At 37.0% G+C, this 25,039-nt stretch carries 28 protein-coding genes and 1 pseudogene; 16 read left to right on the top strand and 13 right to left on the bottom strand.

Features of this window, described 5'->3' with window-relative positions:
- Window positions 1-719: pseudogene (locus FFO06_RS17930) on the bottom strand (WD40 repeat domain-containing protein); the annotation flags it as partial.
- A gap of 98 nt (window positions 720-817) precedes the next feature.
- Window positions 818-1,918 carry a Holliday junction branch migration DNA helicase RuvB gene (gene ruvB / locus FFO06_RS17925; RefSeq protein WP_137909253.1) on the bottom strand — a complete coding sequence of 367 codons (1,101 nt, stop codon included), beginning with the start codon at window positions 1,916-1,918 and terminating at the stop codon, window positions 818-820.
- 560 nt (window positions 1,919-2,478) lie between these two features.
- Between ruvB and hisF the strand changes: the two genes are divergently transcribed.
- The 5 genes from hisF to FFO06_RS17900 all read left to right on the top strand — a co-directional run bounded on the left by hisF (window position 2,479) and on the right by FFO06_RS17900 (window position 6,718).
- Window positions 2,479-3,252 carry an imidazole glycerol phosphate synthase subunit HisF gene (gene hisF, locus FFO06_RS17920; RefSeq protein WP_137909252.1) on the top strand — a complete coding sequence of 258 codons (774 nt, stop codon included), beginning with the start codon at window positions 2,479-2,481 and terminating at the stop codon, window positions 3,250-3,252.
- A 100-nt stretch (window positions 3,253-3,352) separates the two neighbouring features.
- Window positions 3,353-3,544, top strand: a complete 192-nt coding sequence (locus FFO06_RS17915) for a hypothetical protein (protein ID WP_028084026.1) — start codon at window positions 3,353-3,355, stop codon at window positions 3,542-3,544.
- A 158-nt stretch (window positions 3,545-3,702) separates the two neighbouring features.
- Entirely contained in the window at window positions 3,703-4,389 is a 687-nt protein-coding gene (locus FFO06_RS17910) for a hypothetical protein (protein WP_137909251.1), read from the top strand.
- A 40-nt stretch (window positions 4,390-4,429) separates the two neighbouring features.
- Window positions 4,430-5,203, top strand: a complete 774-nt coding sequence (locus FFO06_RS17905) for a DUF1350 family protein (protein WP_137909250.1) — start codon at window positions 4,430-4,432, stop codon at window positions 5,201-5,203.
- Window positions 5,204-5,581: 378 nt separating this feature from the next.
- Complete coding sequence (locus tag FFO06_RS17900; RefSeq protein WP_137909249.1) at window positions 5,582-6,718, top strand: PP2C family protein-serine/threonine phosphatase; 1,137 nt, start codon at window positions 5,582-5,584, stop codon at window positions 6,716-6,718.
- Here the strand turns inward: FFO06_RS17900 and FFO06_RS17895 are convergent, their stop codons facing one another.
- Together FFO06_RS17895 and grpE are read right to left on the bottom strand one after the other, a co-directional pair.
- Window positions 6,719-7,045: an STAS domain-containing protein gene (locus FFO06_RS17895; RefSeq protein WP_137909248.1), complete on the bottom strand. Its 327-nt coding sequence runs from the start codon at window positions 7,043-7,045 to the stop codon at window positions 6,719-6,721.
- A 207-nt stretch (window positions 7,046-7,252) separates the two neighbouring features.
- On the bottom strand, window positions 7,253-7,921 hold the full coding sequence (gene grpE, locus FFO06_RS17890; RefSeq protein ID WP_137909255.1) for a nucleotide exchange factor GrpE: 669 nt from the start codon (window positions 7,919-7,921) through the stop codon (window positions 7,253-7,255).
- Window positions 7,922-8,187: 266 nt separating this feature from the next.
- Between grpE and FFO06_RS17885 the strand changes: the two genes are divergently transcribed.
- A complete protein-coding gene (locus FFO06_RS17885) occupies window positions 8,188-9,777 on the top strand; it encodes a SpoIID/LytB domain-containing protein (RefSeq protein WP_137909247.1) in 1,590 nt (529 codons plus the stop codon).
- Window positions 9,778-9,863: 86 nt separating this feature from the next.
- Here the strand turns inward: FFO06_RS17885 and FFO06_RS17880 are convergent, their stop codons facing one another.
- Together FFO06_RS17880 and FFO06_RS17875 are read right to left on the bottom strand one after the other, a co-directional pair.
- On the bottom strand, window positions 9,864-10,163 hold the full coding sequence (locus FFO06_RS17880; RefSeq protein WP_137909246.1) for a ferredoxin: 300 nt from the start codon (window positions 10,161-10,163) through the stop codon (window positions 9,864-9,866).
- A gap of 423 nt (window positions 10,164-10,586) precedes the next feature.
- Window positions 10,587-10,886, bottom strand: coding sequence for a ferredoxin (locus tag FFO06_RS17875; protein WP_137909245.1), 300 nt, complete (start codon window positions 10,884-10,886; stop codon window positions 10,587-10,589).
- A 347-nt stretch (window positions 10,887-11,233) separates the two neighbouring features.
- Here FFO06_RS17875 and FFO06_RS17870 point away from each other — a divergent pair, with 347 nt between their 5' ends.
- The gene (locus FFO06_RS17870) at window positions 11,234-12,232 is read left to right on the top strand and encodes a Gfo/Idh/MocA family protein (RefSeq protein WP_137909244.1); all 999 of its coding nucleotides are present in this window, start codon (window positions 11,234-11,236) and stop codon (window positions 12,230-12,232) included.
- Window positions 12,233-12,243: 11 nt separating this feature from the next.
- Window positions 12,244-13,011, top strand: a complete 768-nt coding sequence (map, locus tag FFO06_RS17865; RefSeq protein WP_137909243.1) for a type I methionyl aminopeptidase — start codon at window positions 12,244-12,246, stop codon at window positions 13,009-13,011.
- A 96-nt stretch (window positions 13,012-13,107) separates the two neighbouring features.
- Here the strand turns inward: map and FFO06_RS17860 are convergent, their stop codons facing one another.
- Both FFO06_RS17860 and FFO06_RS17855 read right to left on the bottom strand, forming a co-directional pair.
- Complete coding sequence (locus tag FFO06_RS17860) at window positions 13,108-13,551, bottom strand: protease inhibitor I42 family protein (RefSeq protein WP_137909242.1); 444 nt, start codon at window positions 13,549-13,551, stop codon at window positions 13,108-13,110.
- A gap of 30 nt (window positions 13,552-13,581) precedes the next feature.
- On the bottom strand, window positions 13,582-14,907 hold the full coding sequence (locus FFO06_RS17855) for a pentapeptide repeat-containing protein (protein ID WP_137909241.1): 1,326 nt from the start codon (window positions 14,905-14,907) through the stop codon (window positions 13,582-13,584).
- A gap of 501 nt (window positions 14,908-15,408) precedes the next feature.
- On the opposite strand from FFO06_RS17855, the gene FFO06_RS17850 reads away from it, so the two are divergent.
- The 5 genes from FFO06_RS17850 (at window position 15,409) to FFO06_RS17830 (ending at window position 19,217) form a co-directional block, all read left to right on the top strand.
- Window positions 15,409-16,152 carry a tetratricopeptide repeat protein gene (locus FFO06_RS17850; RefSeq protein WP_137909240.1) on the top strand — a complete coding sequence of 248 codons (744 nt, stop codon included), beginning with the start codon at window positions 15,409-15,411 and terminating at the stop codon, window positions 16,150-16,152.
- Between the two features lie 127 nt (window positions 16,153-16,279).
- Window positions 16,280-16,942, top strand: a complete 663-nt coding sequence (locus FFO06_RS17845) for a cadmium resistance transporter (RefSeq protein WP_137909239.1) — start codon at window positions 16,280-16,282, stop codon at window positions 16,940-16,942.
- A gap of 56 nt (window positions 16,943-16,998) precedes the next feature.
- Window positions 16,999-17,718, top strand: coding sequence for a 16S rRNA (uracil(1498)-N(3))-methyltransferase (locus FFO06_RS17840; RefSeq protein ID WP_137909238.1), 720 nt, complete (start codon window positions 16,999-17,001; stop codon window positions 17,716-17,718).
- On the top strand, window positions 17,706-18,338 hold the full coding sequence (locus FFO06_RS17835; protein WP_370743971.1) for a TIGR04282 family arsenosugar biosynthesis glycosyltransferase: 633 nt from the start codon (window positions 17,706-17,708) through the stop codon (window positions 18,336-18,338). Before FFO06_RS17840 ends, FFO06_RS17835 begins: the two co-directional genes overlap by 13 nt.
- 120 nt (window positions 18,339-18,458) lie before the next feature.
- Window positions 18,459-19,217: a WecB/TagA/CpsF family glycosyltransferase gene (locus FFO06_RS17830; protein WP_137909236.1), complete on the top strand. Its 759-nt coding sequence runs from the start codon at window positions 18,459-18,461 to the stop codon at window positions 19,215-19,217.
- A gap of 76 nt (window positions 19,218-19,293) precedes the next feature.
- On the opposite strand, the gene cobM is transcribed toward FFO06_RS17830, so the two are convergent.
- Both cobM and lgt read right to left on the bottom strand, forming a co-directional pair.
- The gene (cobM, locus tag FFO06_RS17825) at window positions 19,294-20,115 is read right to left on the bottom strand and encodes a precorrin-4 C(11)-methyltransferase (RefSeq protein WP_137909235.1); all 822 of its coding nucleotides are present in this window, start codon (window positions 20,113-20,115) and stop codon (window positions 19,294-19,296) included.
- Between the two features lie 152 nt (window positions 20,116-20,267).
- A complete protein-coding gene (gene lgt, locus FFO06_RS17820) occupies window positions 20,268-21,128 on the bottom strand; it encodes a prolipoprotein diacylglyceryl transferase (protein WP_137909234.1) in 861 nt (286 codons plus the stop codon).
- Between the two features lie 359 nt (window positions 21,129-21,487).
- Between lgt and coaD the strand changes: the two genes are divergently transcribed.
- A complete protein-coding gene (gene coaD / locus FFO06_RS17815; protein WP_137909233.1) occupies window positions 21,488-22,024 on the top strand; it encodes a pantetheine-phosphate adenylyltransferase in 537 nt (178 codons plus the stop codon).
- Complete coding sequence (locus tag FFO06_RS17810; RefSeq protein WP_137909232.1) at window positions 21,949-22,671, top strand: DivIVA domain-containing protein; 723 nt, start codon at window positions 21,949-21,951, stop codon at window positions 22,669-22,671. Before coaD ends, FFO06_RS17810 begins: the two co-directional genes overlap by 76 nt.
- Before the next feature lie 379 nt (window positions 22,672-23,050).
- Here the strand turns inward: FFO06_RS17810 and FFO06_RS17805 are convergent, their stop codons facing one another.
- The 3 genes from FFO06_RS17805 to FFO06_RS17795 form a co-directional block, all read right to left on the bottom strand.
- Window positions 23,051-23,212, bottom strand: coding sequence for a type II toxin-antitoxin system HicA family toxin (locus FFO06_RS17805; RefSeq protein WP_137909231.1), 162 nt, complete (start codon window positions 23,210-23,212; stop codon window positions 23,051-23,053).
- Entirely contained in the window at window positions 23,209-23,412 is a 204-nt protein-coding gene (locus tag FFO06_RS17800) for a type II toxin-antitoxin system HicB family antitoxin (RefSeq protein ID WP_137909230.1), read from the bottom strand. The genes FFO06_RS17805 and FFO06_RS17800 overlap by 4 nt, the downstream gene beginning before the upstream one ends.
- 151 nt (window positions 23,413-23,563) lie before the next feature.
- On the bottom strand, window positions 23,564-23,857 hold the full coding sequence (locus tag FFO06_RS17795; RefSeq protein WP_137909254.1) for a hypothetical protein: 294 nt from the start codon (window positions 23,855-23,857) through the stop codon (window positions 23,564-23,566).
- 620 nt (window positions 23,858-24,477) lie between these two features.
- Between FFO06_RS17795 and FFO06_RS17790 the strand changes: the two genes are divergently transcribed.
- On the top strand, window positions 24,478-25,039 hold a 562-nt coding region (locus FFO06_RS17790; RefSeq protein WP_137909229.1), incomplete at its 3' end, for a type IIL restriction-modification enzyme MmeI.

Below are 25,039 nucleotides of genomic sequence, written 5' to 3'. Positions count from 1 at the left end.
TTAATCTGGGAAAGTTCCCTATTTTGATTTTGTTGATTATTATTTAATTCTGTTAATTGCTGTAAATTGTTTTGATGGTCACTATGGAAAGTGTCCATAAAGGTTTCAATTTCTGTAAATCGGGAATTAAAGACTTGTATCTGTTGATTAAGTGATGATAATTCAGTTTTCAATTCAGCAATATTGTTTAAATATTCATCTTTTTCAAGATGGGAACTCAAGTTTTCTAGGGAAGTATCTAATTGCTGTAAACGATTATTGACAATTTGAATTTCTTGATTAACTGCGTTAAATTCTGTACTCAATTTTTGGATTGGGATTTGAATTTTCTCGTCAATAATTTGACTAATTTCTTGTTTATAAGTCTCGATTTTACCCAAACTTTGATTAATTGCAATTTCAATCTTCTGGTCAATAATTTGACTTAATTGTTGTCTCCAAGTTTCGATTTGTTCTAGTCGTTGATTATATGTATTCATGGTTTTATTTAGTTGATCAAATTCTTCATCTGTATTTTGCAAATTTGTCTGTAATTGCTCAAGTGATTGTAATTGGGAATAATGAAACTGAGGACGATTAACTAAATTTAAAGTCACACTTAAACACAAGGGAATAAACCCATAAGCTACTTGTTGCGTCACTGTAGCTACTATTATTCCTAATATTGACAACCCTAAGCATACATACTCGCTAACTTTTAGCCACTGGTGATTATTCATCTTTGCTGGTGTTACTTGTCAAGTAGTGATTATAGCATATACCCGAATTATTTAAGAAGTGAGGGATCTAGATTTTTAGATTTTTACTTTGAATCCACTTACAATAATGATAACTGCTCCTTAGATGGCTTAAAACCCATGTGTTGATAAGCTGCTTTTGTCGCTATTCTACCCCTTTGTGTTCGGCTTAAATAACCTATTTGCATTAGATACGGTTCATAAACTTCTTCAATGGTTTGGGTGTCTTCCCCGGTAGTAGCAGCAATGGTTTCTAAACCCACTGGACCACCATTAAAGTTTTCAATTATTACACTGAGCATTTTTCTGTCTGTCCAATCTAAGCCACAAGGATCAACTTGAAATAACTGTAATGCTTCTGCTGCTACAGCTTCGTTAATTTCTATTAAGAGTTTTACTTCCGCATAATCACGGACTCTTTTTAAGAGTCTGTTAGCAATTCTTGGTGTTCCCCGTGAACGTTTAGCTATTTCCGTAGCCCCATCTAAACTAACTGCGGTCTCTAATAATTCAGCAGTGCGGAGAACAATCTGAGTTAGTTCTTCAACTTCATAAAAGCGTAACTTTTGAATTAAGCCAAAGCGATCGCGTAATGGTGAAGTTAAAGCTCCGACGCGAGTTGTCGCACCTACTAAGGTAAATTTAGATAAAGGTATACTTCTAATTCTGGCGCTAGAACCCTTACCTATGGTAATATCTAGGCGGTAATCTTCCATCGCTGGATACAAGATCTCCTCTGTCATCCGGGATAGACGATGAATCTCATCTATAAATAACACATCTCCCGGTTTGAGGTTGACCAATAACCCCACAATGTCCCGTGGTCTTTCCAAAGCTGGGGCGCTGGTAATTTTGTAGTTTACTCCCATTTCTGATGCTAAAATCATGGCCATTGTGGTTTTACCTAAACCCGGAGGTCCATACAATAACAAATGATCCAAGACCTCACTTCTCGACTTGGCTGCTTTAATGGCTATATCTAAAACATCCTTTAAATCCTGTTGTCCTATGTAGTCAGCAAAACGCTGGGGACGTATACTTTCTTCTGGTTTACCTTGTTCATTAATAGCAGCTTCTGACTGTAACAGATTTTCAGCAGCAGGTACTTTGGCTGATTTCTGTGGCTGTTTTACTTCTTTGTTGGGTTCTGGAGGCTGTTTTTTGGAGGAGATAATTGCCATAATTTTCGCTAATTCAGAAGTTCAGAAATCGGGATTTAGCACCGCTAAACCTTTACAGCAGTCAGGATCTAACACCAGTATAGGATATTTACGGTTACTTTCAATCCAGTGACAATGCCAAAAAATATAAATGTTTACATAAACATTTGTATTTACTTTTTAAGGTAATTTATCTGACTTAGTAGATAGGTATTTGAGTCAAATTAATTCTCTATTTTAGAAACAAAAAATATCATAAAGTATCTGGATTTATTGTCTGTTCTCTATTGGTGGTTTCTTTATTCTCTATTGGTGGTTTCTCTATTTTAAATATACAATTTATTTTGCATCACTACTTACAGGGTTGATAGTTAGTAATTCTGAAAATTTGCAGTTTTAACCCGGAACACTAAAAGAGTAATTGATAATTATTCAGTCCTATTTTGCAATTACACCCATACCTCCTTTAGTATATTTGAGTCTGGACAAAACCCATTGGATCTTGATCCACTCTTGTCATCTATTCCCCAATTGCCTTTACAATTAAAATTCCTAGCAATTACCAGGAGCAAAAAAGTATTATGTTGTCTAAAAGAATCTTACCTTGTCTAGATGTCAAAGCTGGCAGAGTTGTCAAAGGAATTAACTTTGTTGATCTCAAGGATGCGGGTGATCCGGTAGAACTGGCCAGGGTTTATAATGAAGCTGGTGCTGATGAGTTAGTATTTCTAGATATTACAGCCACTCATGAAGACAGAAACACGATTATTGATGTGGTTTACCGGACTGCTGAACAGGTCTTCATTCCCTTGACCGTGGGTGGAGGAATTCAAACCTTAGAAAATGTTAAAGATTTATTACGAGCTGGGGCTGACAAGGTTAGTATTAATTCGGCGGCGGTCAGAAACCCAGATTTAATTAATCAAGCCAGCGATCGCTTTGGAAATCAGTGTATTGTTGTAGCTATTGACGCTAGATGCAGACCTGATACGGAGAATCCGGGCTGGGATGTATATGTTCGCGGTGGTAGAGAAAATACTGGTATAGATGCTTTAGAGTGGGCTAAAGAAGTAACAAAAAGGGGGGCTGGAGAATTATTAGTCACAAGTATGGACGCTGATGGTACTCAAGCTGGTTATGATTTGGACTTGACAAAAGCGATCGCTGATGCTGTGGAAATTCCCATCATTGCTTCTGGTGGTGCTGGAAACTGTGAACACATTCACACTGCTTTAACTCAAGGTAAAGCGGAAGCCGCACTGTTAGCATCATTGTTACATTTTGGACAACTCAGCGTAGCACAAATTAAGAATTATTTGCAAGAACGTAATGTTCCTGTTCGTCTTCCTGCTTGATATCAGATCATAGCGACCAACTACCGCCGTCGAACATCAAACACAGTTTTCTGAAAGAGTGTTAAGATAATGGTACTACTATGAAGAAATATTAAGAAATATGTTGATTCCTATTTTAATCTTTGATGTGGCGCTTGTAGCATGGTCCCTACACCTGATGGAAAAAGCTTTTGAGCATAAAGAATTTTCTTTCATGTTAGCTGGTATGATAGTGGCATTAGCCGCAGTAGCAATGCTGGTGGTCTATTTTCTAATGGGACACTGTATGAGCTATTTGTTACAAATTTCTTAATTAGATCTTAATTAAAATAGAGGTCAAAATGATTCGGTGGACTAGGAAATGATATATAGATAGTTATCATCAACAGAATTAAGAGTTATCTATAGCCATTAGAGAAATTCAATTGTTATATTAAACTAAATCACTAGTATGTTAAGGATTTAGTAACTGTGCGAGATGATTTAGAGGAATTGGATATTAGTCATGAGGAACTGCAAAAATTGACTAACTTACCTGTTAATAATAAATTAATAATTATTACCGATATTATTCAGGAATTAAGTAGACAATTGCTAAAAAAAGTTAAAGGAACAGAAAATCCAACTTTAGTTTTTGCAGGACTTTCTATTTGCGTTTTTATATATCTCTTGGTAAAATCATCATTTTGGATACCATTGATTGTATTTACCTTATGGACGGGGGGAAGTATACAAACTATATTGTATTTACTATGGAAAGGAAAAAGTAGGTTTCTCAAACAACATCAGACAAATTCTTTACGGATTTTATTAAATGATGTAGAAAGATATAATTCCGTGATTAAAGCTATAGATATTAATGACCAAATCGAGGATGCTGGTAATTTAGGAGTGAGTATACAAGAAAGAGAAAAAGTATTAGCAGCACTAGAACTAACGAGGAATGATTTAATCCGCGCTTTAAAGACTGAGAGAATTTTGCGAGAGAATAAAAGTTTTATTATTACCAATTCTGATTTATTTGCTAATAATTTAGCAGCTTTAGCCTCAATGCAAATTACAGAGGAAGCCACAGAACATGGTAAATTATTAAATGAAGCTTTACAAATTTCCTTAGATGTGCAACAGGAAATGAAAAAGTTACAGAATAAGAGTTAAAATCAAAATACAATCATTAGACAATTAATAAATTTTGGCAATGAACTGGCAAGAAATTAGAGGTAATTGGGTACTTATTCCGCGTCACCCCGTGGGGATTATCCACTTTTTAGGTGGTGCATTTGTAGCTACTTTACCACATTTGACCTATCGTTGGTTACTGGAACATCTCGCTGCTAAAGGATATGTAGTGATTGCGACACCTTTTGTAAACACATTGGATCATATAGCGATCGCCAAAAATGTATTAATTAACTTTGAACACACCCTAGAAAGGTTACAAGAATCAGGAGAAATACGGAAGATTTACCTTCCTACCTATGGAATAGGACATAGTATGGGTTGTAAACTCCATTTACTTATTGGTAGTCTTTTTTCAGTGCAACGTGCTGGTAATATTTTAATATCCTTTAATAACTTTACTGCGAATGAAGCTATACCCTTAGTAGAACAGTTAAATTCTCAATTAAATTCTCAATTAGACATTGAATTTACACCTACACCCGCAGAAACTAACCAAATAGTACAGGAAAGTTATCAAATTCGGCGGAATTTATTAATAAGATTTAATAAAGATACTCTAGATCAATCGGCAGACTTAACAAAAATTTTACAAAAACTCTTTCCCGATATGATAACAACACAAACTTTATCAGGAAATCATACTACACCTTTAGGACAAGATATTAAATGGCAACCTGGAAGTTCTTTCAGTCCTTTTGATGCTTTAGGACAATGGTTAAAACAAGAAGTTTATCGAGATTTAAATCAATTAAAACAAGTTATGCTATTCTGGTTAAATCCCCTTTCATGAGTCTGATTCAATGTTTTCAGCTTGTAAAAAGCCTTGATTCCTAGCTGAGATTTCGTGCCTCACCCTCAGAAATGCGTTGGGTTTTACTCCCCTCAAACCCAGCTCCAAAAAAGGCAAAGTTATTGTAATTGATATTTATTTAAACTGTCATTATATCTCAGGTTATTGCCATATAAATTACCCTAAATTTAAGGAAAGATTTAAAATTCCTACTCTCTGTGTCTGAAGGGACTAGACTGTGACAGGACTTACGCAAAATATCTCTCCCTAAACCCCCATTTCTCTGTGTTCTCTGTGTCTGGAGTGGTTCGTTTATTCCGTAACTCATGGGTGTCGTCCTATGTGAGACAAATACATAATTTTATTCAGTAATATCCAATGTTTGAAATATTAGTAATTGATGATGATCGCTCCGTACAAATATTTCTCAAAAGAATATTAGAAAAACAAGGTTATGAAGTGATTACTGCTAGTACCGGAGAAGAAGGAATTTTAAAAACCTTGGATTCACCTCCATCCCTAATTATATGTGATTGGATTATGCCCGGGTTGAGTGGTTTAGAAGTGTGCGATCGCGTTAAAAAAGATCCCAGATTATCTACCACATTTTTTATTTTATTAACATCTTTAGATTCAGTCGCTAATCGAGTCAGGGGATTAGATGCTGGTGCTGATGATTTCATCACCAAACCTATTGAACAAAATGAGCTACAAGCAAGGGTCAGAGCCGGTTTACGTCTACATCAATTAAGTCAGGATTTACATAGCCAAAAGCTACTTTTAGAAACAGAATTAGCCGAGGCCACAGAATATGTAAAATCCCTTTTACCTCTACCTATAAATAACCCTTTGCGGGTCAAGTTTAAATTTTTGCCATCGCGGCAACTTGGTGGGGATTGTTTTGACTATAATTGGCTTGATCCTGATTCTTTGGCCATCTATTTGTTAGATGCTGCTGGCCATGGACTGAAAGCAACTTTACCCTCTATTTCTGTATTAAATCTATTACGTTCCCGCGCTCTCAAGGATTTAAATTACTATCAACCTAGCCAGGTTTTAGCGGCTTTAAACAATACCTTTCAAATGAATTATCAAAATGATAAGTATTTGACAATTTGGTATGGAGTTTATAATCGAGTTAGTCGTCAGTTAACATACTCTAGTGCTGGCCATCCACCAGCAATTATTGTTGCTGGGAACTCCCCTATTAACACAGAAGTAAAAAGATTAAAAACTCCGGGAATGCCGGTGGGGATGTTTCCTGAAGCCAAGTATGTTGATGCTTCTTGTTATATTGAAAAATCTAGCATCCTTTATATTTTTAGTGATGGTGCTTATGAAATTACTCAACCAGATGGTACTCTTTGGAGTTTAGAAGGTTTAATTCAGATTTTCATTAGCTTACAGTATTCTGTTGAGAACCAACTTGATTATATACTGGATTATTTAATTAACTTAAACTCCAAAGAGACATTTGAGGATGATTTATCTATTCTCCAAGTCAAATTTGATTAATTAACTGGCAGAAACTAAAAGATTTTCAAATGCTTCTTGACTGGGAACAATTGTAAATTTATTATCCATACCAGTTAATTCAAATAGCATCTTAACTTGCTCATTAGTTGAACAAATAACCATCTTGATCCCAGCTGCTTCCAACATTTTAAATGTGACAACTAGAGTCCCTAAACCAAAACTATCCATAAAGGTGACACTATGACAATCAATCAACACAATTTTGATGCCACTAGCAATCACCTCTTGAATATTTTCATGAAATTCTGATGAGGTACTAGCATTAAAGTTACCGCTGATGACAACCACTTTTACCTGCTGATTCATAATATCCTAATCTTGATTTAATTTAAGAATGTTCTGATTGTGATGTTGTTATTATATACTAAATATTTAGATAATATAAAAAATATTTAGTCTATTTATTCAACAAAAACATCAAGTGTTATTTAATTAAGAATACATGAAAGTTTCTGAAAAATAAAACAAGAAACTTCAATATTTTCTGATCTATTTATCAACAGAAAATAAACTTTACATCGGACTTACCCTAGCTCGATATAGCAACTGATCATATTGCGTATAGCCTGTATAACGTACCTTAACGATCTCTCCTGGTTGTGCTGTTCCCTCCAGTAATTGATGCAATTGCGGATTATAGGGGATTTGATCACCCACAGAAGCGATCGCCCTCACACCCCAGGCCTGTAATAATGCCTCTAAAGGCTTATCTACCAAAGGTAATATTTTTACTGCTGCTAACTGGTGATCCTCCCTAGCTCTATAGGCCGCTGTTGGCCATTGTAGCAGCAGTGATTCTAATATTTGTAAACTTGACCGCTGAAATTCCTCTTGTAATAATTCCCTTTGTTGTAACATTGACAACGATATTCTTTTATGCTCATTTTGTAATTCTGTTATTTGTTGTAATAAGTCTATATTATAGTCTTCACGCTGAGTTTTTGCTGTTTTCAATGATAAACCCTGAACACCAAAAGTTTCTGCTAATTCACCCCCAGATATTTGCAAAACCTGTGATATTTTTAGTAATACCTCCACCCGCATCTGCCGAATTTTTCCCCTCCGTAACTGCAAAATTTGCCAATGGGAAACACCGGCAGCCAGACTCAAGGATTTAAAACTGGCAAAACCGACCTTTTGCATTAAATTTTGCAAATTCTGGGTGAAGTCAGCTTGGGACATGGATGACAAGGGATAAGGCATTGATAGCCATTATAACCTTTATATGACTTTATTCTTCTAGTCAACTTCCGAGCATCCAAGTAGTTTTTTTCATCTACCTGCATCCTTTGAGCATAATGACTTTTACAAAAGGCGTAATTGTATTCTAGAAGCGTATAAGCGAAAAACATATAAAAACATATAATTAGGTAATAGGCAAAAGGGTTTGAAACGGTTAATTATTCAAAATCTTGCCGATAGCATAAGGGTAATTAGAATTAGTCTTCATGAAAATATTTTTTTGGCATTCTTCCTACAGATTAATCACAACCCTGTGTTTATTGGGATTGACTGCTGCATCAGAACCAGTAAGCAAGAATCAGGATGTAGAATTAAAAATTGGCATTGTGCAGCGATTTGGGGCTAAACCCACCGACAAATTAGAATTAGCCCCCACAAAAGGCGATCGCTTAACATTGAAATTTGCCGTCGGTAATCAGCAGCAAACCTTAACTACCGACCAACCCATCCAGTTAACAACAGTCATGAGAACCTTGATCCAGCGGGAGATTAAGGAGGTATTAGTTTTGGGTGACTTCCGTACCTTTGAAACAGCCGAAGATAGCGCCAACTACTGGCGTTCCCAAGGTATAGAAGTAGAAATAGCCCAGCCAGAACGCTGGCAAGTATGGGCAAAACGGGACGTTTACAGCACTCCCTTAATTCGCCGTTTGCTATTACAAAGTATAAAAACATCTGGTGATCAAAATGCTTATTTAGCCACAAATATTCGCCAACAAGTACCAAAAATTACTTGGAATGTCAATGGTAAAAAGTACAGTCCAAATTATCTAGAAGTAAGTACAAGTAAAGATATAATTAAGGTCAAGGCAGGTAATCAAACCGAAACAACCCCCCAAAAAAACTTGAACTATGGGGGAAGAATGACTTTACAGCCCAATGCTTACGGGAATTACACTTTAGTCAATACAGTACCATTAGAAACCTATATCCGTGGAGTTTTACCCCATGAAATTGGTACAAACGCGCCAAAAGCAGCCCTAGAAGCACAAGCCATTATTGCTCGCACTTATGCCTTACGCAATGTCCGCAGATTTGCAGTAGATAACTATCAGTTATGTGCTGATACTCACTGTCAAGTTTATCAAGGACTCAGCGGAGTTGCTAAGAATACAGATCAAGCCATTGCCTCTACTAGAGGTCAGGTTCTTACTTATAAGAATGAAATAGTTGATGCTTTGTATTCTTCCACTACAGGTGGTGTAACTGCTAACTTTAGCGATATTTGGAATGGTGAAGACCGTCCGTATTTAAAACCAGTTATAGACGCTGCTAATAGTAATATTTGGAACTTGTCTAATCAGAATTTAGCAGATGATCAGAATTTCCAGAAATTTATCGCCCTGAAGGACGGATTTAATGAGAGTACATGGGATGTATTCCGTTGGCGCAGAGAAACTGATATCAATACAATTACCAAAGACTTGCAAAAATTTTTACGTGCTAAAAAAAGCCCTGACAGCAAATTCCAAACAATTCAGGCCATGTCTATCGTTCAACGCAGTCCCAGCGGCAGAATTTTAAAATTAGCTGTGAAAACAGATATCGGTATTTTTACTTTACAAAAAGATGAAGTTCGCAGTGCTTTTGCAGCACCCATTAGCACGCTTTTCTATATTGAACCTCTTAACAAAGGACAAAGGAATATTTGGGGATATGCTTTTATCGGTGGTGGCTTAGGACATGGCGTGGGTTTGAGTCAAACAGGCGCTCAGAATTTAGCCAAGTTAGGTTGGTCTAGCGCCAAGATTCTAGAATTTTATTATCCTGGCACTAAAATTAAAGGCAGTAGGTAATTGGGGAACTGGTAGAAAATCTGACTCAGTAGCCCATCCCCAATCCCCGGACTGAATTATTATTGCTAATAGCTGATAGCTATAGCTTAGTAGATGTCTTCTTCTTTATGGGTATAGATTTCAACATCAGAAGTAGGTTTAGCAACACAAGTCAAAACATATCCAGCTTCGATTTGATCATCATCTAAGAAAGACTGATCAGATTGGTCAACAGTACCGGATTTGATTTTACCCGCACAGGTTGAACAAGCGCCAGCGCGACAGGAGTAGGGTAAGTCTAATCCTTGATCTTCAGCAATATCTAGAATATATTCATCTTCGGGAACTTCAATAGTTGTGTCTAAACCTTCGGCTTCGTTGATAAGTCTCACTTTGTAAGTAGCCATTTAATTATCCTCTTTTGTGAAATCGGCAGTATAAGTTATTTTGATGCAAATCATAGGGCTATTCTCATAGAACCAGCCGCTGGTTTAAATTTGCTTCAATTCTGATACTAAGGGAAAAGTTACAATTTATAACAGAAAATCGCACCCGATTAGAAATGAAATTTATTTACAGAAGACTAATAAGTTTTTATTATCTAAAATCCTGTTTTAGATAGATGTCAAATTACATCTTGGTGAGTGGGACTGATGAAAATGCGCGGTACTGATAGAATGAGACGATATTTGTGAATGAAGTTGCTGCTATAGCTAACAACTGACTAAAATTAAAGGTAGCAAGAAATTGGGGAATTGGTAGTAACTCTGACTCAGTAGCTCCCAATCCCCGGACTCAATTCTTGTTGCTAATAGCCAGATAGCTAAGGCTTAGTAAAGGTCTTCTTCTTTGTGGGTTTGGATAGTAACATCAGAAGCAGGATAAGCAACACAAGTCAGAACATATCCAGCTTCGATTTGATCATCATCTAAGAAAGACTGATCAGATTGGTCAACTTTACCGGAAACGATTTTACCCGCACAGGTTGAACAAGCGCCAGCGCGACAGGAGTAGGGTAAGTCTAGACCAGCTTCTTCGGCTGCATCTAAAATATATACATCATCGTCAACATCAATAGTTTTGTTTAAACCTTCCTGTTCGTTGATAAGTGTCACTTTGTAAGTAGCCATTTAATTATCCTCTCTTGTGAAATCGGCTCTATAAGTTATTCTGATGCAAACAATAGGGCTATTTTGATAGAAGTAGCCGCTGGTTTAAATTTGCTTCAATTCTGATACTAAGGGAAAAGTTACAATTTATGACGGAAAATCAACCCCGATTAGAAATGAAATTTATTTACAGAAGACTAATAAGTTTTTGTTATATAAAGTCTTGACCTGGATAGATGTCAAACTGGACTTGACGAGTCAGGAATTATGATACTTATAAAATGGAGGTGTCAGACATTTCCTAATGCTGACCTGTTGATAAAATACTCATGGCATTAAACCCAAACATTGAAAACTGGTGATAAATCATGTATAATCATAGACCACCTTTATCCACAAATAGTCTGCGGGTGGGTTTAGTCGGTACCGGCTATGCTGCTAAACTTAGGGCTGAGGCATTGCGACAAGATCCGCGCAGTGATTTAATAGCTATAGCTGGTAATCCCCAAAGAACAGCCATTTTAGCCACAGAATACGCAACTGAGGCTATGAGTTCTTGGCAACAGCTAGTAGAACGGGAAGATTTGGATTTGGTGGTCTTATGCACTATTAATCAAGATCATGGCAAAATTGCCCGCGCTGCTTTGGAGAGGGGTAAGCACGTAATTGTTGAATATCCCCTGGCTTTAGATGTCAAGGAAGCCGAAGAACTAATTATTTTAGCAAAAACAGTCAATAAGCTATTGCACGTTGAACACATTGAATTATTGGGGGGTTGGCATCAAACGTTAAAACAACACTTATATCAACTGGGTGATTTGTTTTATGTTCGCCATAGTACCCTGAATCCCCAACAGCCAGCGCCGCGCAAATGGACTTATAATCATGAAATGTTTGGTTTTCCCTTAATTGGGGCTTTATCTCGATTAAATCGTCTGATTGATTTGTTTGGTGAAGTTTTTAGCGTTAACTGTCATCAACGATATTGGCAAATTGAACCAAATTATTACCAAACCTGTTTCTGTTCAGCCCAGTTGTGCTTTGACAGTGGTTTATTGGCACAGGTAGTTTATGGCAAGGGTGAAACTTTGTGGCAATCAGAACGTAAATTAGAGGTTCATGGTGAAAATGGGGGGATAATTCTCGATGGTGATACGGCAATGTTAATATTAGGCCAAGGAACGCAGTTAATTGAGGTGGGTACACGTCGGGGTTTATTTGCCAAAGATACAACTATGGTATTAGACTATTTATTTGATGCTAGTCCTTTATATATCACTCCAGAACAAAGCTTGTATGCCCTCAAGGTAGCAGATGCTACTTATAGAGCAGCAACGACTGGGTTAACTGTATTTTTAAAAGAGTAAATTAAAATTTGATGAAAACAGAAACTATAGTCATTTTATCCCAGCGGGAAATAGAAAAAATGCGTCGCGCTGGCCGCTTGGCCGCTAAATTGTTACAATATTTAGAACCTTTGGTGAAACCAGGAGTAAGTACCCTAGAATTGAATGATGAGGCGGAAAGATGGACGCAAAAGCATGGAGCAAAAAGCGCTCCTTTGGGTTATAAGGGTTATCCTAAGTCAATTTGTACTAGTGTAAATGAGGTAATTTGTCACGGTATTCCCAATGCTAAACAAATTCTCAAAGATGGGGACATTATTAATATAGACGTGACACCCATTCTGGACGGTTATCATGGTGATACATCAAAAACATTTCTGGTTGGTAGTCCTTCTCCAAAAGCCCAAAAATTAGTAGAAGTGACACAAAAGTGTCTAGAATTGGGAATCGCAGAGGTGAAACCAGGGGCGAAAATTGGGGATATTGGGGCGGCTATTCAAGAATATGCTGAGTCTTTCGGCTTTTCCGTGGTGCGGGATTTTGTCGGTCATGGAATTAGTAATGTTTTCCATACAGCACCCGATATTCCTCATTATGGCATTAGGGGTAGAGGTAAAAAACTTAGACCCGGTATGGTGTTTACTATTGAACCAATGATTAATGAAGGAACTTATGAGCCGGAAATGCTTAGTGACGGTTGGACTGCGGTAACCAAGGATCGCTTGCTTTCTGCCCAATTTGAACATACTATTGCTGTGACGGAGTCTGGGGTGGAAATTCTGACTTTACCAGAAAATTGATGATTTTTCTCACGCAGAGCTGCAGAAGACCAAAGAGAGGAGTTTGAGAAATTTTTTGGTTTTTATAGGTCAATTTACCAAGTCCAATTTTTTCTGTTAACGGATTTTGACTGTAATTTGATAGGTTTTGATGGGGGGAATATTTTTTTCCCAAGCCCGTGAATATTGGAGTTTTAGCTGGGTTGAACCGGAGTTTTGGGCTAAAAACCGAAAAACTTGATTTTCAGGTGATCCTACTAATTTGACTTTGGATTCTCCTGCTGCTGTTGGTAATGGTTCAAATACTGAATCTCCCAAGGGTTTGAGTTTTTGAGGATCATTTTTAATGATTTGCCAATTATAACCTGTTGATGGATTGGCTGATAATTTAATCATCAAAATTTTACCTTTTTCTAGGTTGATTTGTTTGTGATTGTTGCTATCGTTGATGGTTATTTCTGATTTAGAGGGCGGATTTTTGGCTGTGGTGCTAACTTGGGAAATAATACCCAAGGTAGTTAATAAGGAAAGAATTAAAAAAACTCGTTTAGTTACAGTCATGATTTCAACCTATTAATTGTCAATGTCCTCTTATCTACCTAATTTATTGGGAATTCCTTCACAACCTCCCGGAATGGTATTTCTGGTTTTTTCTCCACACCAAGCACAACAGTAGTAATGAGTCGCTGGGGACATTCTTTGTGCATTAGTGAAGTCAGCATTTTCAATAACTGCACCAGTGTGTTCTCCGGTTTCGTAGTTGGGTGGTTGAGTGCGACTGCGGGGAGATGCTTGTTCTACTAAACCATAAAATAGACGAACTCCGTTTAAATCGGTATTACTGAGATTGGCTTCATATAGTATTGTTCGGGAAAGGTTAGCTTTTACTAAGTCACAATTACTAAGATTAGCACGGACGAGATTGGCTTCACTTAAATCTGTCCAGCGTAAATCATTATCGGCTAGATCGGCACCTGCTAACATCACACCTAAGTCTATGACGCGCACTCCTTCCAAACGATCTTCAGCATAACCACCACTACCATCTAGAATAGCTCTTCCTAAACGGCGATCGCGTTGTAGGGGGGTAAGTAATTTAGAACGGGAGAGAAATCGCAGAATTTTGGCTTTACCACTACCATCTACACTACTGAATATAGCAGCAGTACGTCCTTCGGCGATCGCTCTTTCTTGCGGCCAGTCTTCTAATAATCCTTCTTCGTCCAATATTAGGTCAGAAACTCCTTGAAAGTAGGAGTCTATGGTTTGTTGTTGGGTAATGACGTTTTGCTGTACAGTTAGTAGGTTTTGTTGAATAGTTAGGTCTTTAGAAATTACATATTGTCGCCATGCTACATAAACGGCGATAATGGCAATGGCAATTTGTCCTAAAGCCCCAAACCATTCTGCTAAAGTACCAGAGGCTTCCCAATTAATTCTCTTTCCCCAAAGTAGTAGACTATGACCCAAATTAGTAAATCTGAATAAGCCAATTATTGCTACTATTACTCCTATAAAACCAACAAACACATTTCTATCTTGAGGTGAAAACCATTGTTGAATGATATCTTGCCACCAAGGGTAAAGTATCAATAGTGATAACAGCAAAGTTGCCAAAGTTCCCAAAATCCCCAGCCATGAGTTATTAATGACAATACTAATTAAAGTTATGGCCATGGACAAGCTAGTAAATAATAAAATCCTTGGGGTAATCAGGACTTGAATACGGGAATTGTCACTAAAAAAAGCAGAAATTTCTTTGAAAATATTTGTTTTCACGGAAGATTGTGCCGATACTTGTTTTTTCTCCGGTTCTACTTTTGTTAATGATTGATTACTTTCAGTAATTTCCAATTCATCTTCTTGATTTATCTGTGGGGAAGGTAGGTGGGATGAATCAGATTCATTAATAGTCATATTTTTTTCCTCCAATTAACTCACCATAAATTGAAACATAAATTGAAACATAAATTGAAACGCCGCGAAAACACTTGTATTAACAGTATTATACACTCCCGACCTTGGCTAAATGAGTTAGTGAGAAAATTTCCTGGCTGCAAAAGCAACAAATAGGTGATTTGATCACAGATCCTTGAGAATTTTTCTGTAGCATCACTCTTTGATATTTGTAAAACTGCTGATACTTGGAGCAAGCGTAAAAAAGTTTTTTAGTGAAAAGTAGGAGTCAAGTCAGTAGAAGAAAGCAGAAAGCAGAAAGAGGAAAGAGGAATCATAAAAAGATAATTGATTTATGGAGGATGATTATGGTATTGTATGGGTAGTTTTTGAAAAGTTTATCGAAATCTTAATTTTAAATTTGCAGAATCAAAAAATAATTAATAATAATTAGTTGATTTTGATACTGCTTTTAAATTACAATCAGTTCTAGGATCATTATATGAGTTTTGTAGGAGCAGTATGGTAATTTGGCGAAGCTTAATTGCCTCTAGTTTAATCAGTTTGATGATAATTGGCTGTAGTGACCCGGCAAATTATTCATCTGAAAATGCTAAACAAGTTGTTCAAGAAAGCAATGTTAATCAACTGATTACAGAAGTACAAGACAGTCAAAAGGCAGAAAATTTACTAATACAAGCTAATGGTTTATTAGATGCCCGTCGTTATCAAGAAGCTTTAGTATTCTATAATCGGGTGATAGCTATTAAAAATGATAGTGCGGAAACATGGGTAAATCGGGGAAATGCTTTGATTGCTTTACAACAGTACCCAGAAGCTGTAGAATCCTATGATAAAGCCATCGCAATTCGCCCAAATAAAGATGAAGCCTGGTATAATCGTGGTAATGCTTTAACAGCTTTACAACATTACGAAGAAGCCGTAAAATCTTATGATGAAGCGATCGCTATTGACCACAATAAACATGAAGCTTGGATTAATAGAGGAATTGCGTTGACAAAATTACAGCGCTACAAAGAGGCTTTAGCATCTTACAACCAAGCAACTACTATTCGTCCTAATTTGCATCAAGTTTACTATAATAAAGCTTGCAATTATGCCTTACAAAATAATTTAGAACTGACAATTGAAAACCTCAAGAAAGCTATCGAACTTTTCCCCAAAAAATATCAACAATTGGCGAAAAATGATAGAGATTTTGATAAAGTTCGGAATGAAAAACGGTTTCAGGAGTTATTACAATAAATATGACAACTGGGGTACAAACTTATCTGTGTTTGATGTCCGATTTCTGTACTTATAACCATGGGAAATGCTATAGTATTGACATATAACAGATACAGGTAAATGAGGAAATTTCCTTTAATTAATAATGAATAAGCTGGCTAATGTTTTTATCGAGGGGATAATTGCTTTTACTGTGACTAATATTGACGATATGATGATTCTACTACTATTGTTTTCGCAAATAGATAGTAATTTTCGTAAACGTCATATTTTCATTGGTCAATACCTCGGTTTTTTTGCCATTATTATGTTGAGTTTACCAGGATTTTTTGGCGGTTTATTCATACAGCGAGAATGGTTGGGATTATTAGGAATATTACCCATAGCTATTGGTATGAAACAACTGATTAATCAACAAACAGAAAGTACGGAAGTTCAGACAGTTAATCCTGATTTTCCACGGTTATTACACCCTAACCCTGTATTCTCTTTTTTCTTGAGCATTTTACACCCAAATACTTATCAGGTTGCGGCTATTACCATTGCTAATAGCGGTGACAATATTAGTGTTTATATACCTCTATTCGCGGGTCAAGATTTTGTTAGTTTAGGCATAATTATAGCTGTATTTTTAGCTATGGTAGGAGTTGGCTGTGGTATTGCTTATCTATTGACCAGTCAAGTTACTATTGGTTATATTTTAAGTCGCTATGGTCGGGCTATTATTCCCTTTATATTAATGGCCTTGGGGTTATTTATTCTGTACGACAGAGGCACATTTAAGCTACTAACTCAAATTGCTATTTAGAGATTGCTACTTTTACGGATTTTACATACAATGTAGTCTAAAAATCCATCTTAATCATGTCACAACTTCAGCGTATTACCATTAATCCCCAACAACTTCAAGAAAACCAACTTTTATTAACACCTCAACAGCAACATTATTTGCTGCGGGTGTTGCGGTTACGAGATGGTGATAAATTTATCGCTATGAATGGTATGGGTAAATGGTGGTTAACTAAGTTACAAGGAACACAAGGAGAGATTGTAGAAATACTAGAGGTAAAAACGGAATTACCTGTATCTATTACTTTAATGATGGCCTTACCAAAAGGGAATGGATTTGATGAGGTTATCCGCTGTTGTACGGAATTAGGTGTAACTTCTATTGCTCCACTTTTAAGCGATCGCAGTTTATTAAATCCCAGTCCCCAAAAGCTAGAACGTTGGCGGCGCATAGCATCAGAGTCCGCTGAACAGTCAGAAAGAGCAGTGATTCCTACTATTCTAGAACCAGTAGCTTTTAAAACTGCTATAAATGAAAATACAGCCAGTCATAGTTATATCTGTGAAGCCCGTGGTGATTATCCTCACTTAAAGCAGGTGATAAATAATGCTAACACTGCAAGTGAGATCATTATTGCTATTGGACCAGAAGGGGGGTGGACAGATCAAGAGCTAGAAATAGCTGTAAGATCGGGATTTGTAGCCACTTCTCTGGGTTGTCGTATTCTCCGCGCAGTTACAGCGCCCATAGTTGCGATATCCTTAATAGCAGCAAATTTTGAATTAAGCCCTTGAAATCAGCAAAACAACATCTAATTCAACACCTAATTATTTTTACTCGTTATCCAGAACCAGGAAAAACAAAAACCCGGTTAATACCAGTTTTGGGTGATATTGGCGCTGCTAACTTGCAAAGACAGATGACTGAACAGACCATTTTGCAAGTTAAAGAATTACAAAATCTGATCAAATTATCTGTAGAAATACGTTTTACTGGTGGTAATTTAGAAAAAATGCGAAATTGGTTAGGAAATGACTGGTTATATCAATTTCAGGGTGAGGGAGATTTAGGTCAAAGAATGGAGCGATCGCTTGTAAATGCGTTTAATCAAACAGCAAAACAAGTAATTATCATTGGTACTGATTGTCCCGATTTAAACTCACAAATTTTACTAACTGCTTTTGAGAAATTGCAAGTTTTTAATCTTGTTCTAGGTCCAGCCATTGACGGTGGTTACTATTTAATTGGGTTACAAAAACCAGCAGCGGAATTATTTACAAATATCCAGTGGGGTACGGCTGAAGTATTTGCAAAAACACTAGAAATTGCGGATAAATTGAATTTATCAATAGGTTATTTGCCATCTTTAGCAGATATTGATCGTCCAGAGGATCTTGAAAGTGAGTATGATTAGTTTCAGCCAAAAAGTAAATGATTAGAGGAGAAAATTATGATTATATTATTATGCATTGAGGGAAAAATTTGATAAAATAACCTAGAGAAAATATCAACCCCGTTTAATTTTCAAGAAACCATGTTTGAAATCCCTCCAGCATTTTCAGTATTAGGTTTACCAGTTCATGTTATGGATGATTATCCAGACTGGTTATTATATTCTTTAAAAGCAGGTAAAGGAACTCATGTAGTTACCCTTAATTCAGAAATGACCATACAAGCAGAAAAAAATCCCACCCTAGCAAATATTATTCAAAATGCTGAATTAGTAATTCCTGACGGTGCGGGAGTTGTGCTGTATTTACAGTATTTATTAGGGAAAAAAATACAACGTATTCCGGGAATTGAATTAGCAGAAAAACTGTTACAAACAGTTGCGCAAAAACAAATATCTGCGTCAATATTTTTCTATGGAGGCGCACCAGGAGTAGCCGTAAAAGCAGCAGATTTATGGAAACAAAAACTTCCGACACTAACTATATCAGGAACACATTCTGGTTATCATTCACCAGAAGAAGAACAAGAATTATTGCAAAGCCTCAGTCAACTACAGCCACAAATAATATTTGTTGGTTTAGGAGTTCCGCGTCAAGAATTATGGATTTCTAAAAATCGCCATTTATGTCCTAACTCTATTTGGATAGGTATTGGTGGTAGTTTTGATATTTGGTCAGGAACAAAAACACGCGCTCCCAACTGGTTAGCAAATAATAACTTAGAATGGCTATATAGATTATATCAAGAACCTTGGCGTTGGCGACGGATGTTAGCCCTACCAGAGTTCGTTTTTAAATCCTTAATTTACAGCAGTTTTGGGGCAAAAGTGCTAGAAAAATGATTAATAATCTGTAGCAAGATGGATAAAAATTTGCTATTTGACAAACCTCCAAATTTGTGTAGAGAATCAACAAAATCTAAAATCCAGAATCCCGATGTGATGAACGGAATAAATGGTCATGTTGAGGATGATATAAACGGGAGCGTCCGGTTACTGGTAAAAGTGCTGGACTGATTACATAAAGTGTAGTTCTTTGTAATTTTTCTTCATGAGTACAAGCGGTCATTTGTGCTAAAGTAACAACGCGGATTTTTTCATCCGGCCAGCCTAAGCGATAGCAAATTGCTACGGGAGTCTCTGGATTATAATGTTCTAACAACTGAGTTTGTGCTTCAGTGATATGATGGACACTCAGATATAAACATAAGCTGGCCTGATGTGCTGCTAAACTGGCTAATTCTTCCCTAGCAGGAACATAAGTGCGGCCACTAATACGAGTGAGGATAATAGTTTGTACCAAACCAGGAACAGTTAACTCAATTTTCAATTTAGCTGCGGCTGCTTGAAAAGCGCTGATACCGGGAATAACTTCAAAAGGAATATTAGCTGCTGCTAATAGCTGCATTTGTTCATGAATAGCGCTATAGAGACTAGGATCACCAGAATGCAGTCTCACGACGGATTTATGGGCTACTACGGCATCAATCATCAGTGGTAAAATTTCTTCTAGAGTCCGATTTGCCGTTTTGATAATTTCCGCATCTGGACGACAAACAGCTAAAATCTGTTCAGGAATCAAAGAATCTGCAAATAAAATCACATCAGCCCTAGCCAACAACTTTTGCGCTCTAACGGTTAATAAATCGGGATCTCCCGGTCCTGCCCCCACAATATAAACTGCTGGATTTAGGGAACTTTGGTAGTCATTAACACTTAAATTACTCGTATATTCCTTCATTAACTTTGCTCTGAAAAACTCCGACAAAAAACTTTTGGCAAATCCTTCAGTACCCTTCCGGATTCACTACTTTTGAGTTGTAGAAATAGATGGTAGATGCACCCTGGTTAAGCCCTGGAGATTAATTACTCTGGGGCATTTTTTATTTTTAGTTAATCTCCTTTGAAAGAGGAAACAACATCAGGTAAAGGACGCTTGAGTACATACAGCCAAGCTAAACCAACCAGTCCTAAAAACATTCCTCCTAAACTGACCATTTGTGCCATTCGTAAAGGTCCTAGCATTAAGCTATCCATGCGTAAACCTTCAATCCAAAACCGCCCGAAGCTGTAGGCTACCGAGTAAACTAAAAATAAAGTCCCTACTTTCAAACGTGGTTTTTGAGATAAAGCCCGAAAAAACAAAGTTAGCAATAGTGCAAAAACCATGAAATTCCACAAAGATTCATAGAGAAAAGTGGGATGAAAATATTCAAAATTAACTAAATCCAAAGGACGACGTTCTGGGGGAATATACAACTTCCAAGGCAAATTAGTGGGACGGCCAAAGGCTTCCGAGTTGAAAAAATTCCCCCACCGGCCAATTGCTTGCCCTAAAATCAAAGAAGGTGCGACTAAATCAGTTAATTGCCAAAAAGATATTTGATTAAGTTTAGCAAAAATCAACGCCGCGACGACACCGCCAAGAATTGCCCCATGAATAGCAATACCTCCTTCCCAAATGGCAATGATCTTTTCTGGGTGTTGAGAATATTCTGACCATTGAAATAAGACATAATAGAGCCTAGCTGCGGGAATAGAGGCAATTACCAGCCAAATTGATAAATCATTGAGTAAATCTGGGTTAACGTGACGACGTTTGGCCAGATATTGGGAAAGGGTGACACCAATTAAGACAGCAGTGGCAATTAATAACCCATACCAGCGAATAACAATTGGTCCGAGTTTAACTATAATCGGACCGGGAGAAGTAAATTGAAACCCCAAGGGCAAAATCGAAAAATCTACTACCATGGAAAATTATCTATAGGAATATGAAATCTACAAAGACAAAGACAATAATAAAGCAATCTTGCAATAGGCAATCTTGCAAGAGGTTTTCAGCGATTTTACCTTTCTTTACACAGTTTGGTTTTATTGTGTTAACTTACTTAAGTAGGTTAGCGTTAAAAATTGTCGTTATGACAAGGGAACAGGGAACTCTTAACTGGGAAGAGGTTTTGGGCAACTTTACTTTTCGTTACTTATGTCGGTTTTTTTCCATTCACCTACTTAGTCACTAATTGCCAATCATGAAGCATGAGATGTTAGACTTAACTAAGTTATGGAAAAAAGCTGTTAGTTTATTTAATATTTAGACCTAAAATAACATTGTGATTGCTATTTATCCTGGTAGTTTTGATCCCATCACCTTGGGACACTTAGACCTAATTCAGCGTAGTAGTCGCCTGTTTGAACAGGTGATAGTTGCCGTCCTTCGCAATCCAAATAAGATACCATTATTTACAGTCGAGCAAAGATTAGAACAAATTTGTATAGCTACAAAACATTTACCAAATGTAGGAGTAGACAGTTTTGATGGTTTAACTGTAGAATATGCTCAAATGCAACAAGCACAAATTTTGTTGCGGGGGTTAAGAGCGGTATCTGATTTTGAAATTGAGCTACAAATGGCTCATACTAATAAAACACTGTCTACTCAGATTGAGACAGTTTTTCTAGCGACATCAAATGAGTATAGTTTTTTAAGTAGTAGTGTGGTAAGAGAGATTGCCCGGTTTGGTGGCTCTGTTGATCATCTTGTTCCCTCACACGTTGCCCGAGATATATACCAATGCTACAACCAAGTTCAATCTCTGCCCATGAGTCCAACCAAAACGGAAAAAATCCTACCCCACGGGAGTACGTAAAGGCAATCCCTCAAGACGGGACACTGCCAACACCTGGGGTAGATATTCAGCAAGAACTCAACCGCTTAGAGGACATAATTCTCTCTAGCATGAGGATTCCTTTAACGGGACGTACCCTAGTAGATGAAGATAAATTACTCGAACAACTTGATTTTATCCGCATATCTTTGCCGGCGGTTTTCCAGGAAGCATTAGATATTTTGGCACAAAAGGATGAAATTCTCTTAGAAGCCGAAGAATATGGACAACAGGTTGTAGACGTGGCCCAAGCCAAAAGGGCGCAAATTTTGGCTGAAAGTGATATTATCAAGCAAGCACAAAGGGAAGCTGACCAACTGCGGCGACAAGTCCAACAAGATTGTGAAGCGATGATGCAAGAAACTATCGCAGAGGTTGAGCGTAAGCGTCGCGCTTGTCAGCAAGAGTTAGAAGAAATGCGCCAAACTGCAATTGCTCAAGCTCAAGAGATTGAAGATGGTGCTGATCAATATGCTGATCATGTTTTGAGTAATATGGAACAGGATATTCAAGAAATGTTACAAATTATTACTAATGGTCGTAAACAATTACGTGGGGATAATCCACAGCGGACTGCCAATAATTCTCATAATTCTAAAAAGAGCTTTCCTAAGTCAACAACAAAATAAACAAAACTAATAATAGTTGTGGTGAATAAGGTGAATAAGGTGAATAAGGTGAATAAAATTATCAAAATCTTGTTATCAAAATCTTGCACGCAGTGAATAGTTGTAATCAGTTCACTTGAACATTATTCTTTGTAGGTTTCCGTTTCTCGTTCTAGCTTGATAGATATCATTTTTGTTTTCTGTAATGAATGGTTCTTGATATTTTATCTTCTATAATACCTCTAAAAATATGATCGCCCTGAACACATTCCTAAAAGCGATATCTAGAATAAGCTAAGGCTAACCTATGCTGTAGCCTACAGAACAAACATTAATTACGAATAATTACAAATAATTACAAATCATCTTCTACCAATTCAGCTATCTTCATGATTGATTTTCAAGTCCCAAGTTTTAAATCTTGATTTCTATGTACAGGAATAGAAATAATTTTACTTTCATCAGGTTTTTCATAAATATAGTGACTACCTGTAATTTTTTTGAGAATCCAGCCTTTTTTCTCAACAAGTTTACATAGTTTTTTCCCAGAAATTGATTTCATACTGCAATTTCAATCACTTGTGAGATTGGATCTGGTTTTTGAATTTCATTCGCTACTTCTAGCCAACCTTGTATAGCATCTTGAAGATTATTAATTACTTCTTCCATTGTATCCCCTTCTGTTATACAACCAGGAAGTGCAGGTACTTCAGCCCAGTAACCCCCTTCTTGGGCAGGATAAATAATAGCTTTAATTTTCATTGCTTTTACATTTGTAGTTGTTTACCTGAACAAATTTTAACAAATTAACTTGCAAAAATTTCTCCATTGAGAGCGAACTGACAAGTCAGGACTGGCGCGATCGCACCTTCACATCTCCCCACAAGCGCTTCCTAGGGAGCGCATCGCTTAACTACTGACGTGGTTTTTTCTTGGAAACCTTGAGTACAGGTAAAGGAGCAGTAGAAGACTGAGGGGGTAAATAATGTTGAACAACTAGCTCTTCTGGTAAAGACGGACGCTGCTGCATACGCCATAATTTAAAAGCAAAAGCCAACCCTGCTGTTGCTAAACCAAAGGTGAAGAGTGACCAACTATCATCCAACCCACCAATTAGAGCATCTATTACACCTACAGTTAACAATACACTAACTATAGGTTCTTTGCGGTAGGCTGACTTTAAAAAACGAGGTAATACAGCATTCATCACGGCTTACTTAGTTCCATTTAGTGGTTTTGTATAAATTTACTTGGAGTATTTCAACTACAAGTTGTTTGTTTCATCAAGGGCAAATAATAGCACAAACTATTGTAATCTTCCTGGGCAAAAAAGTGGGTACGGTAATTCGCACTCGGGGAGACTACTGTTTGTTCGGTTTCACTGATTATTTGATGATAGTTCTTCCTCGTCGGTTTTATGATAACATTTTTAAAATCAATTGTCAAGCCCTAATTCTACTTTTTTCGCGGGATTTGATGAGGAGGTAAATTACAGCAAGTAGCTTTGAGTGAAGTACATTTTGTGCGGGCATCTTGCCCGCACCACAAGAGTTTTATTATTAATATCTGTATTTCATAATATGGGGAACTGCTGTCACTATGAAGTGATGAAGGAGATGATGGTTAGGTGCGTTACGCAATGCTAACACACCCTAGGATGTTTTCTGATTATTTGATGATAGTTCTTCCTCGTCGGTTCTATGATAACATTTTTCAAATCAATTGTCAACCCCTAAATCTACTTTTTTCGCGCGACTTGCTGGGGAAATTAAATGTTATTTTTGTAATTATTGACAAGTCGGGTATCTTGTTCTTTAGAAAAAACCTATGACATCATCAACACCAGAAAGTTTATCTAAATTCGTCCAATTTTGCAACCAATATATTACCGGACAGGAACGTAAAGAAGCACAAACTTTTCTTGACCGATTTTTTCGGGCTTTTGGTCATGAGGGTGCTTTGGAAGCCGGAGCGAAATATGAGGAACCTATTAAAAAAGGTAGTAAAACTGGAAAAACCGGTTTTGCTGACTTGGTTTGGAAACCTCGCGTTTTAATTGAAATGAAAAAGCGCGGAGAAGACTTAAATAAACATTATTCTCAAGCATTTGATTATTGGACTAGGTTAGTTCCTAACCGTCCTAAATATGTGATCTTATGTAATTTTGATCAATTCTGGATTTTTGATTTTGATATTCAGATAGATACACCTGTAGATAAAATCTCTCTTCAGGAACTACCAGCACGGTCGGGAGCGTTGGCCTTTATGGAATTAGGTCAAAAAACTCCTATATTCCAAAACAACCAGGTGGAAGTGACGGAAAGGGCGGCTCGTCGTATGGGAGAGTTATTATTAGAGTTGGAAGCTAGGGGTATTGAAAAGTTAACAG

Origin of the sequence: Dolichospermum planctonicum (genome assembly GCF_005402965.1) — a bacterium.
Classification (GTDB): Bacteria; Cyanobacteriota; Cyanobacteriia; order Cyanobacteriales; family Nostocaceae; genus Dolichospermum; species Dolichospermum planctonicum.
The sequence above is the reverse complement of the archived record's forward strand: the minus strand, read 5'-3'. Positions and strand labels throughout refer to the sequence as shown.

Excerpts from the sequence above, each read along its gene's own strand:
- FFO06_RS17830 (WP_137909236.1), top strand. The coding sequence starts at position 18,459 with ATGTTTGAAATCCCTCCAGCATTTTCAGTATTAGGTTTACCAGTTCAT.
- cobM (WP_137909235.1), bottom strand. The coding sequence starts at position 20,115 with ATGAAGGAATATACGAGTAATTTAAGTGTTAATGACTACCAAAGTTCC.
- FFO06_RS17905 (WP_137909250.1), top strand. The coding sequence starts at position 4,430 with ATGAACTGGCAAGAAATTAGAGGTAATTGGGTACTTATTCCGCGTCAC.
- FFO06_RS17880 (WP_137909246.1), bottom strand. The coding sequence starts at position 10,163 with ATGGCTACTTACAAAGTGAGACTTATCAACGAAGCCGAAGGTTTAGAC.
- hisF (WP_137909252.1), top strand. The coding sequence starts at position 2,479 with ATGTTGTCTAAAAGAATCTTACCTTGTCTAGATGTCAAAGCTGGCAGA.
- FFO06_RS17795 (WP_137909254.1), bottom strand. The coding sequence starts at position 23,857 with ATGAATGCTGTATTACCTCGTTTTTTAAAGTCAGCCTACCGCAAAGAA.
- grpE (WP_137909255.1), bottom strand. The coding sequence starts at position 7,921 with ATGTCCCAAGCTGACTTCACCCAGAATTTGCAAAATTTAATGCAAAAG.
- ruvB (WP_137909253.1), bottom strand. The coding sequence starts at position 1,918 with ATGGCAATTATCTCCTCCAAAAAACAGCCTCCAGAACCCAACAAAGAA.
- map (WP_137909243.1), top strand. The coding sequence starts at position 12,244 with ATGAAAACAGAAACTATAGTCATTTTATCCCAGCGGGAAATAGAAAAA.
- FFO06_RS17860 (WP_137909242.1), bottom strand. The coding sequence starts at position 13,551 with ATGACTGTAACTAAACGAGTTTTTTTAATTCTTTCCTTATTAACTACC.
- FFO06_RS17845 (WP_137909239.1), top strand. The coding sequence starts at position 16,280 with ATGAATAAGCTGGCTAATGTTTTTATCGAGGGGATAATTGCTTTTACT.
- FFO06_RS17805 (WP_137909231.1), bottom strand. The coding sequence starts at position 23,212 with ATGAAATCAATTTCTGGGAAAAAACTATGTAAACTTGTTGAGAAAAAA.
- FFO06_RS17810 (WP_137909232.1), top strand. The coding sequence starts at position 21,949 with ATGCTACAACCAAGTTCAATCTCTGCCCATGAGTCCAACCAAAACGGA.
- FFO06_RS17855 (WP_137909241.1), bottom strand. The coding sequence starts at position 14,907 with ATGACTATTAATGAATCTGATTCATCCCACCTACCTTCCCCACAGATA.
- FFO06_RS17875 (WP_137909245.1), bottom strand. The coding sequence starts at position 10,886 with ATGGCTACTTACAAAGTGACACTTATCAACGAACAGGAAGGTTTAAAC.
- lgt (WP_137909234.1), bottom strand. The coding sequence starts at position 21,128 with ATGGTAGTAGATTTTTCGATTTTGCCCTTGGGGTTTCAATTTACTTCT.
- FFO06_RS17885 (WP_137909247.1), top strand. The coding sequence starts at position 8,188 with ATGAAAATATTTTTTTGGCATTCTTCCTACAGATTAATCACAACCCTG.
- FFO06_RS17915 (WP_028084026.1), top strand. The coding sequence starts at position 3,353 with ATGTTGATTCCTATTTTAATCTTTGATGTGGCGCTTGTAGCATGGTCC.
- FFO06_RS17800 (WP_137909230.1), bottom strand. The coding sequence starts at position 23,412 with ATGAAAATTAAAGCTATTATTTATCCTGCCCAAGAAGGGGGTTACTGG.
- FFO06_RS17900 (WP_137909249.1), top strand. The coding sequence starts at position 5,582 with ATGTTTGAAATATTAGTAATTGATGATGATCGCTCCGTACAAATATTT.
- FFO06_RS17870 (WP_137909244.1), top strand. The coding sequence starts at position 11,234 with ATGTATAATCATAGACCACCTTTATCCACAAATAGTCTGCGGGTGGGT.
- FFO06_RS17850 (WP_137909240.1), top strand. The coding sequence starts at position 15,409 with ATGGTAATTTGGCGAAGCTTAATTGCCTCTAGTTTAATCAGTTTGATG.
- FFO06_RS17895 (WP_137909248.1), bottom strand. The coding sequence starts at position 7,045 with ATGAATCAGCAGGTAAAAGTGGTTGTCATCAGCGGTAACTTTAATGCT.
- FFO06_RS17840 (WP_137909238.1), top strand. The coding sequence starts at position 16,999 with ATGTCACAACTTCAGCGTATTACCATTAATCCCCAACAACTTCAAGAA.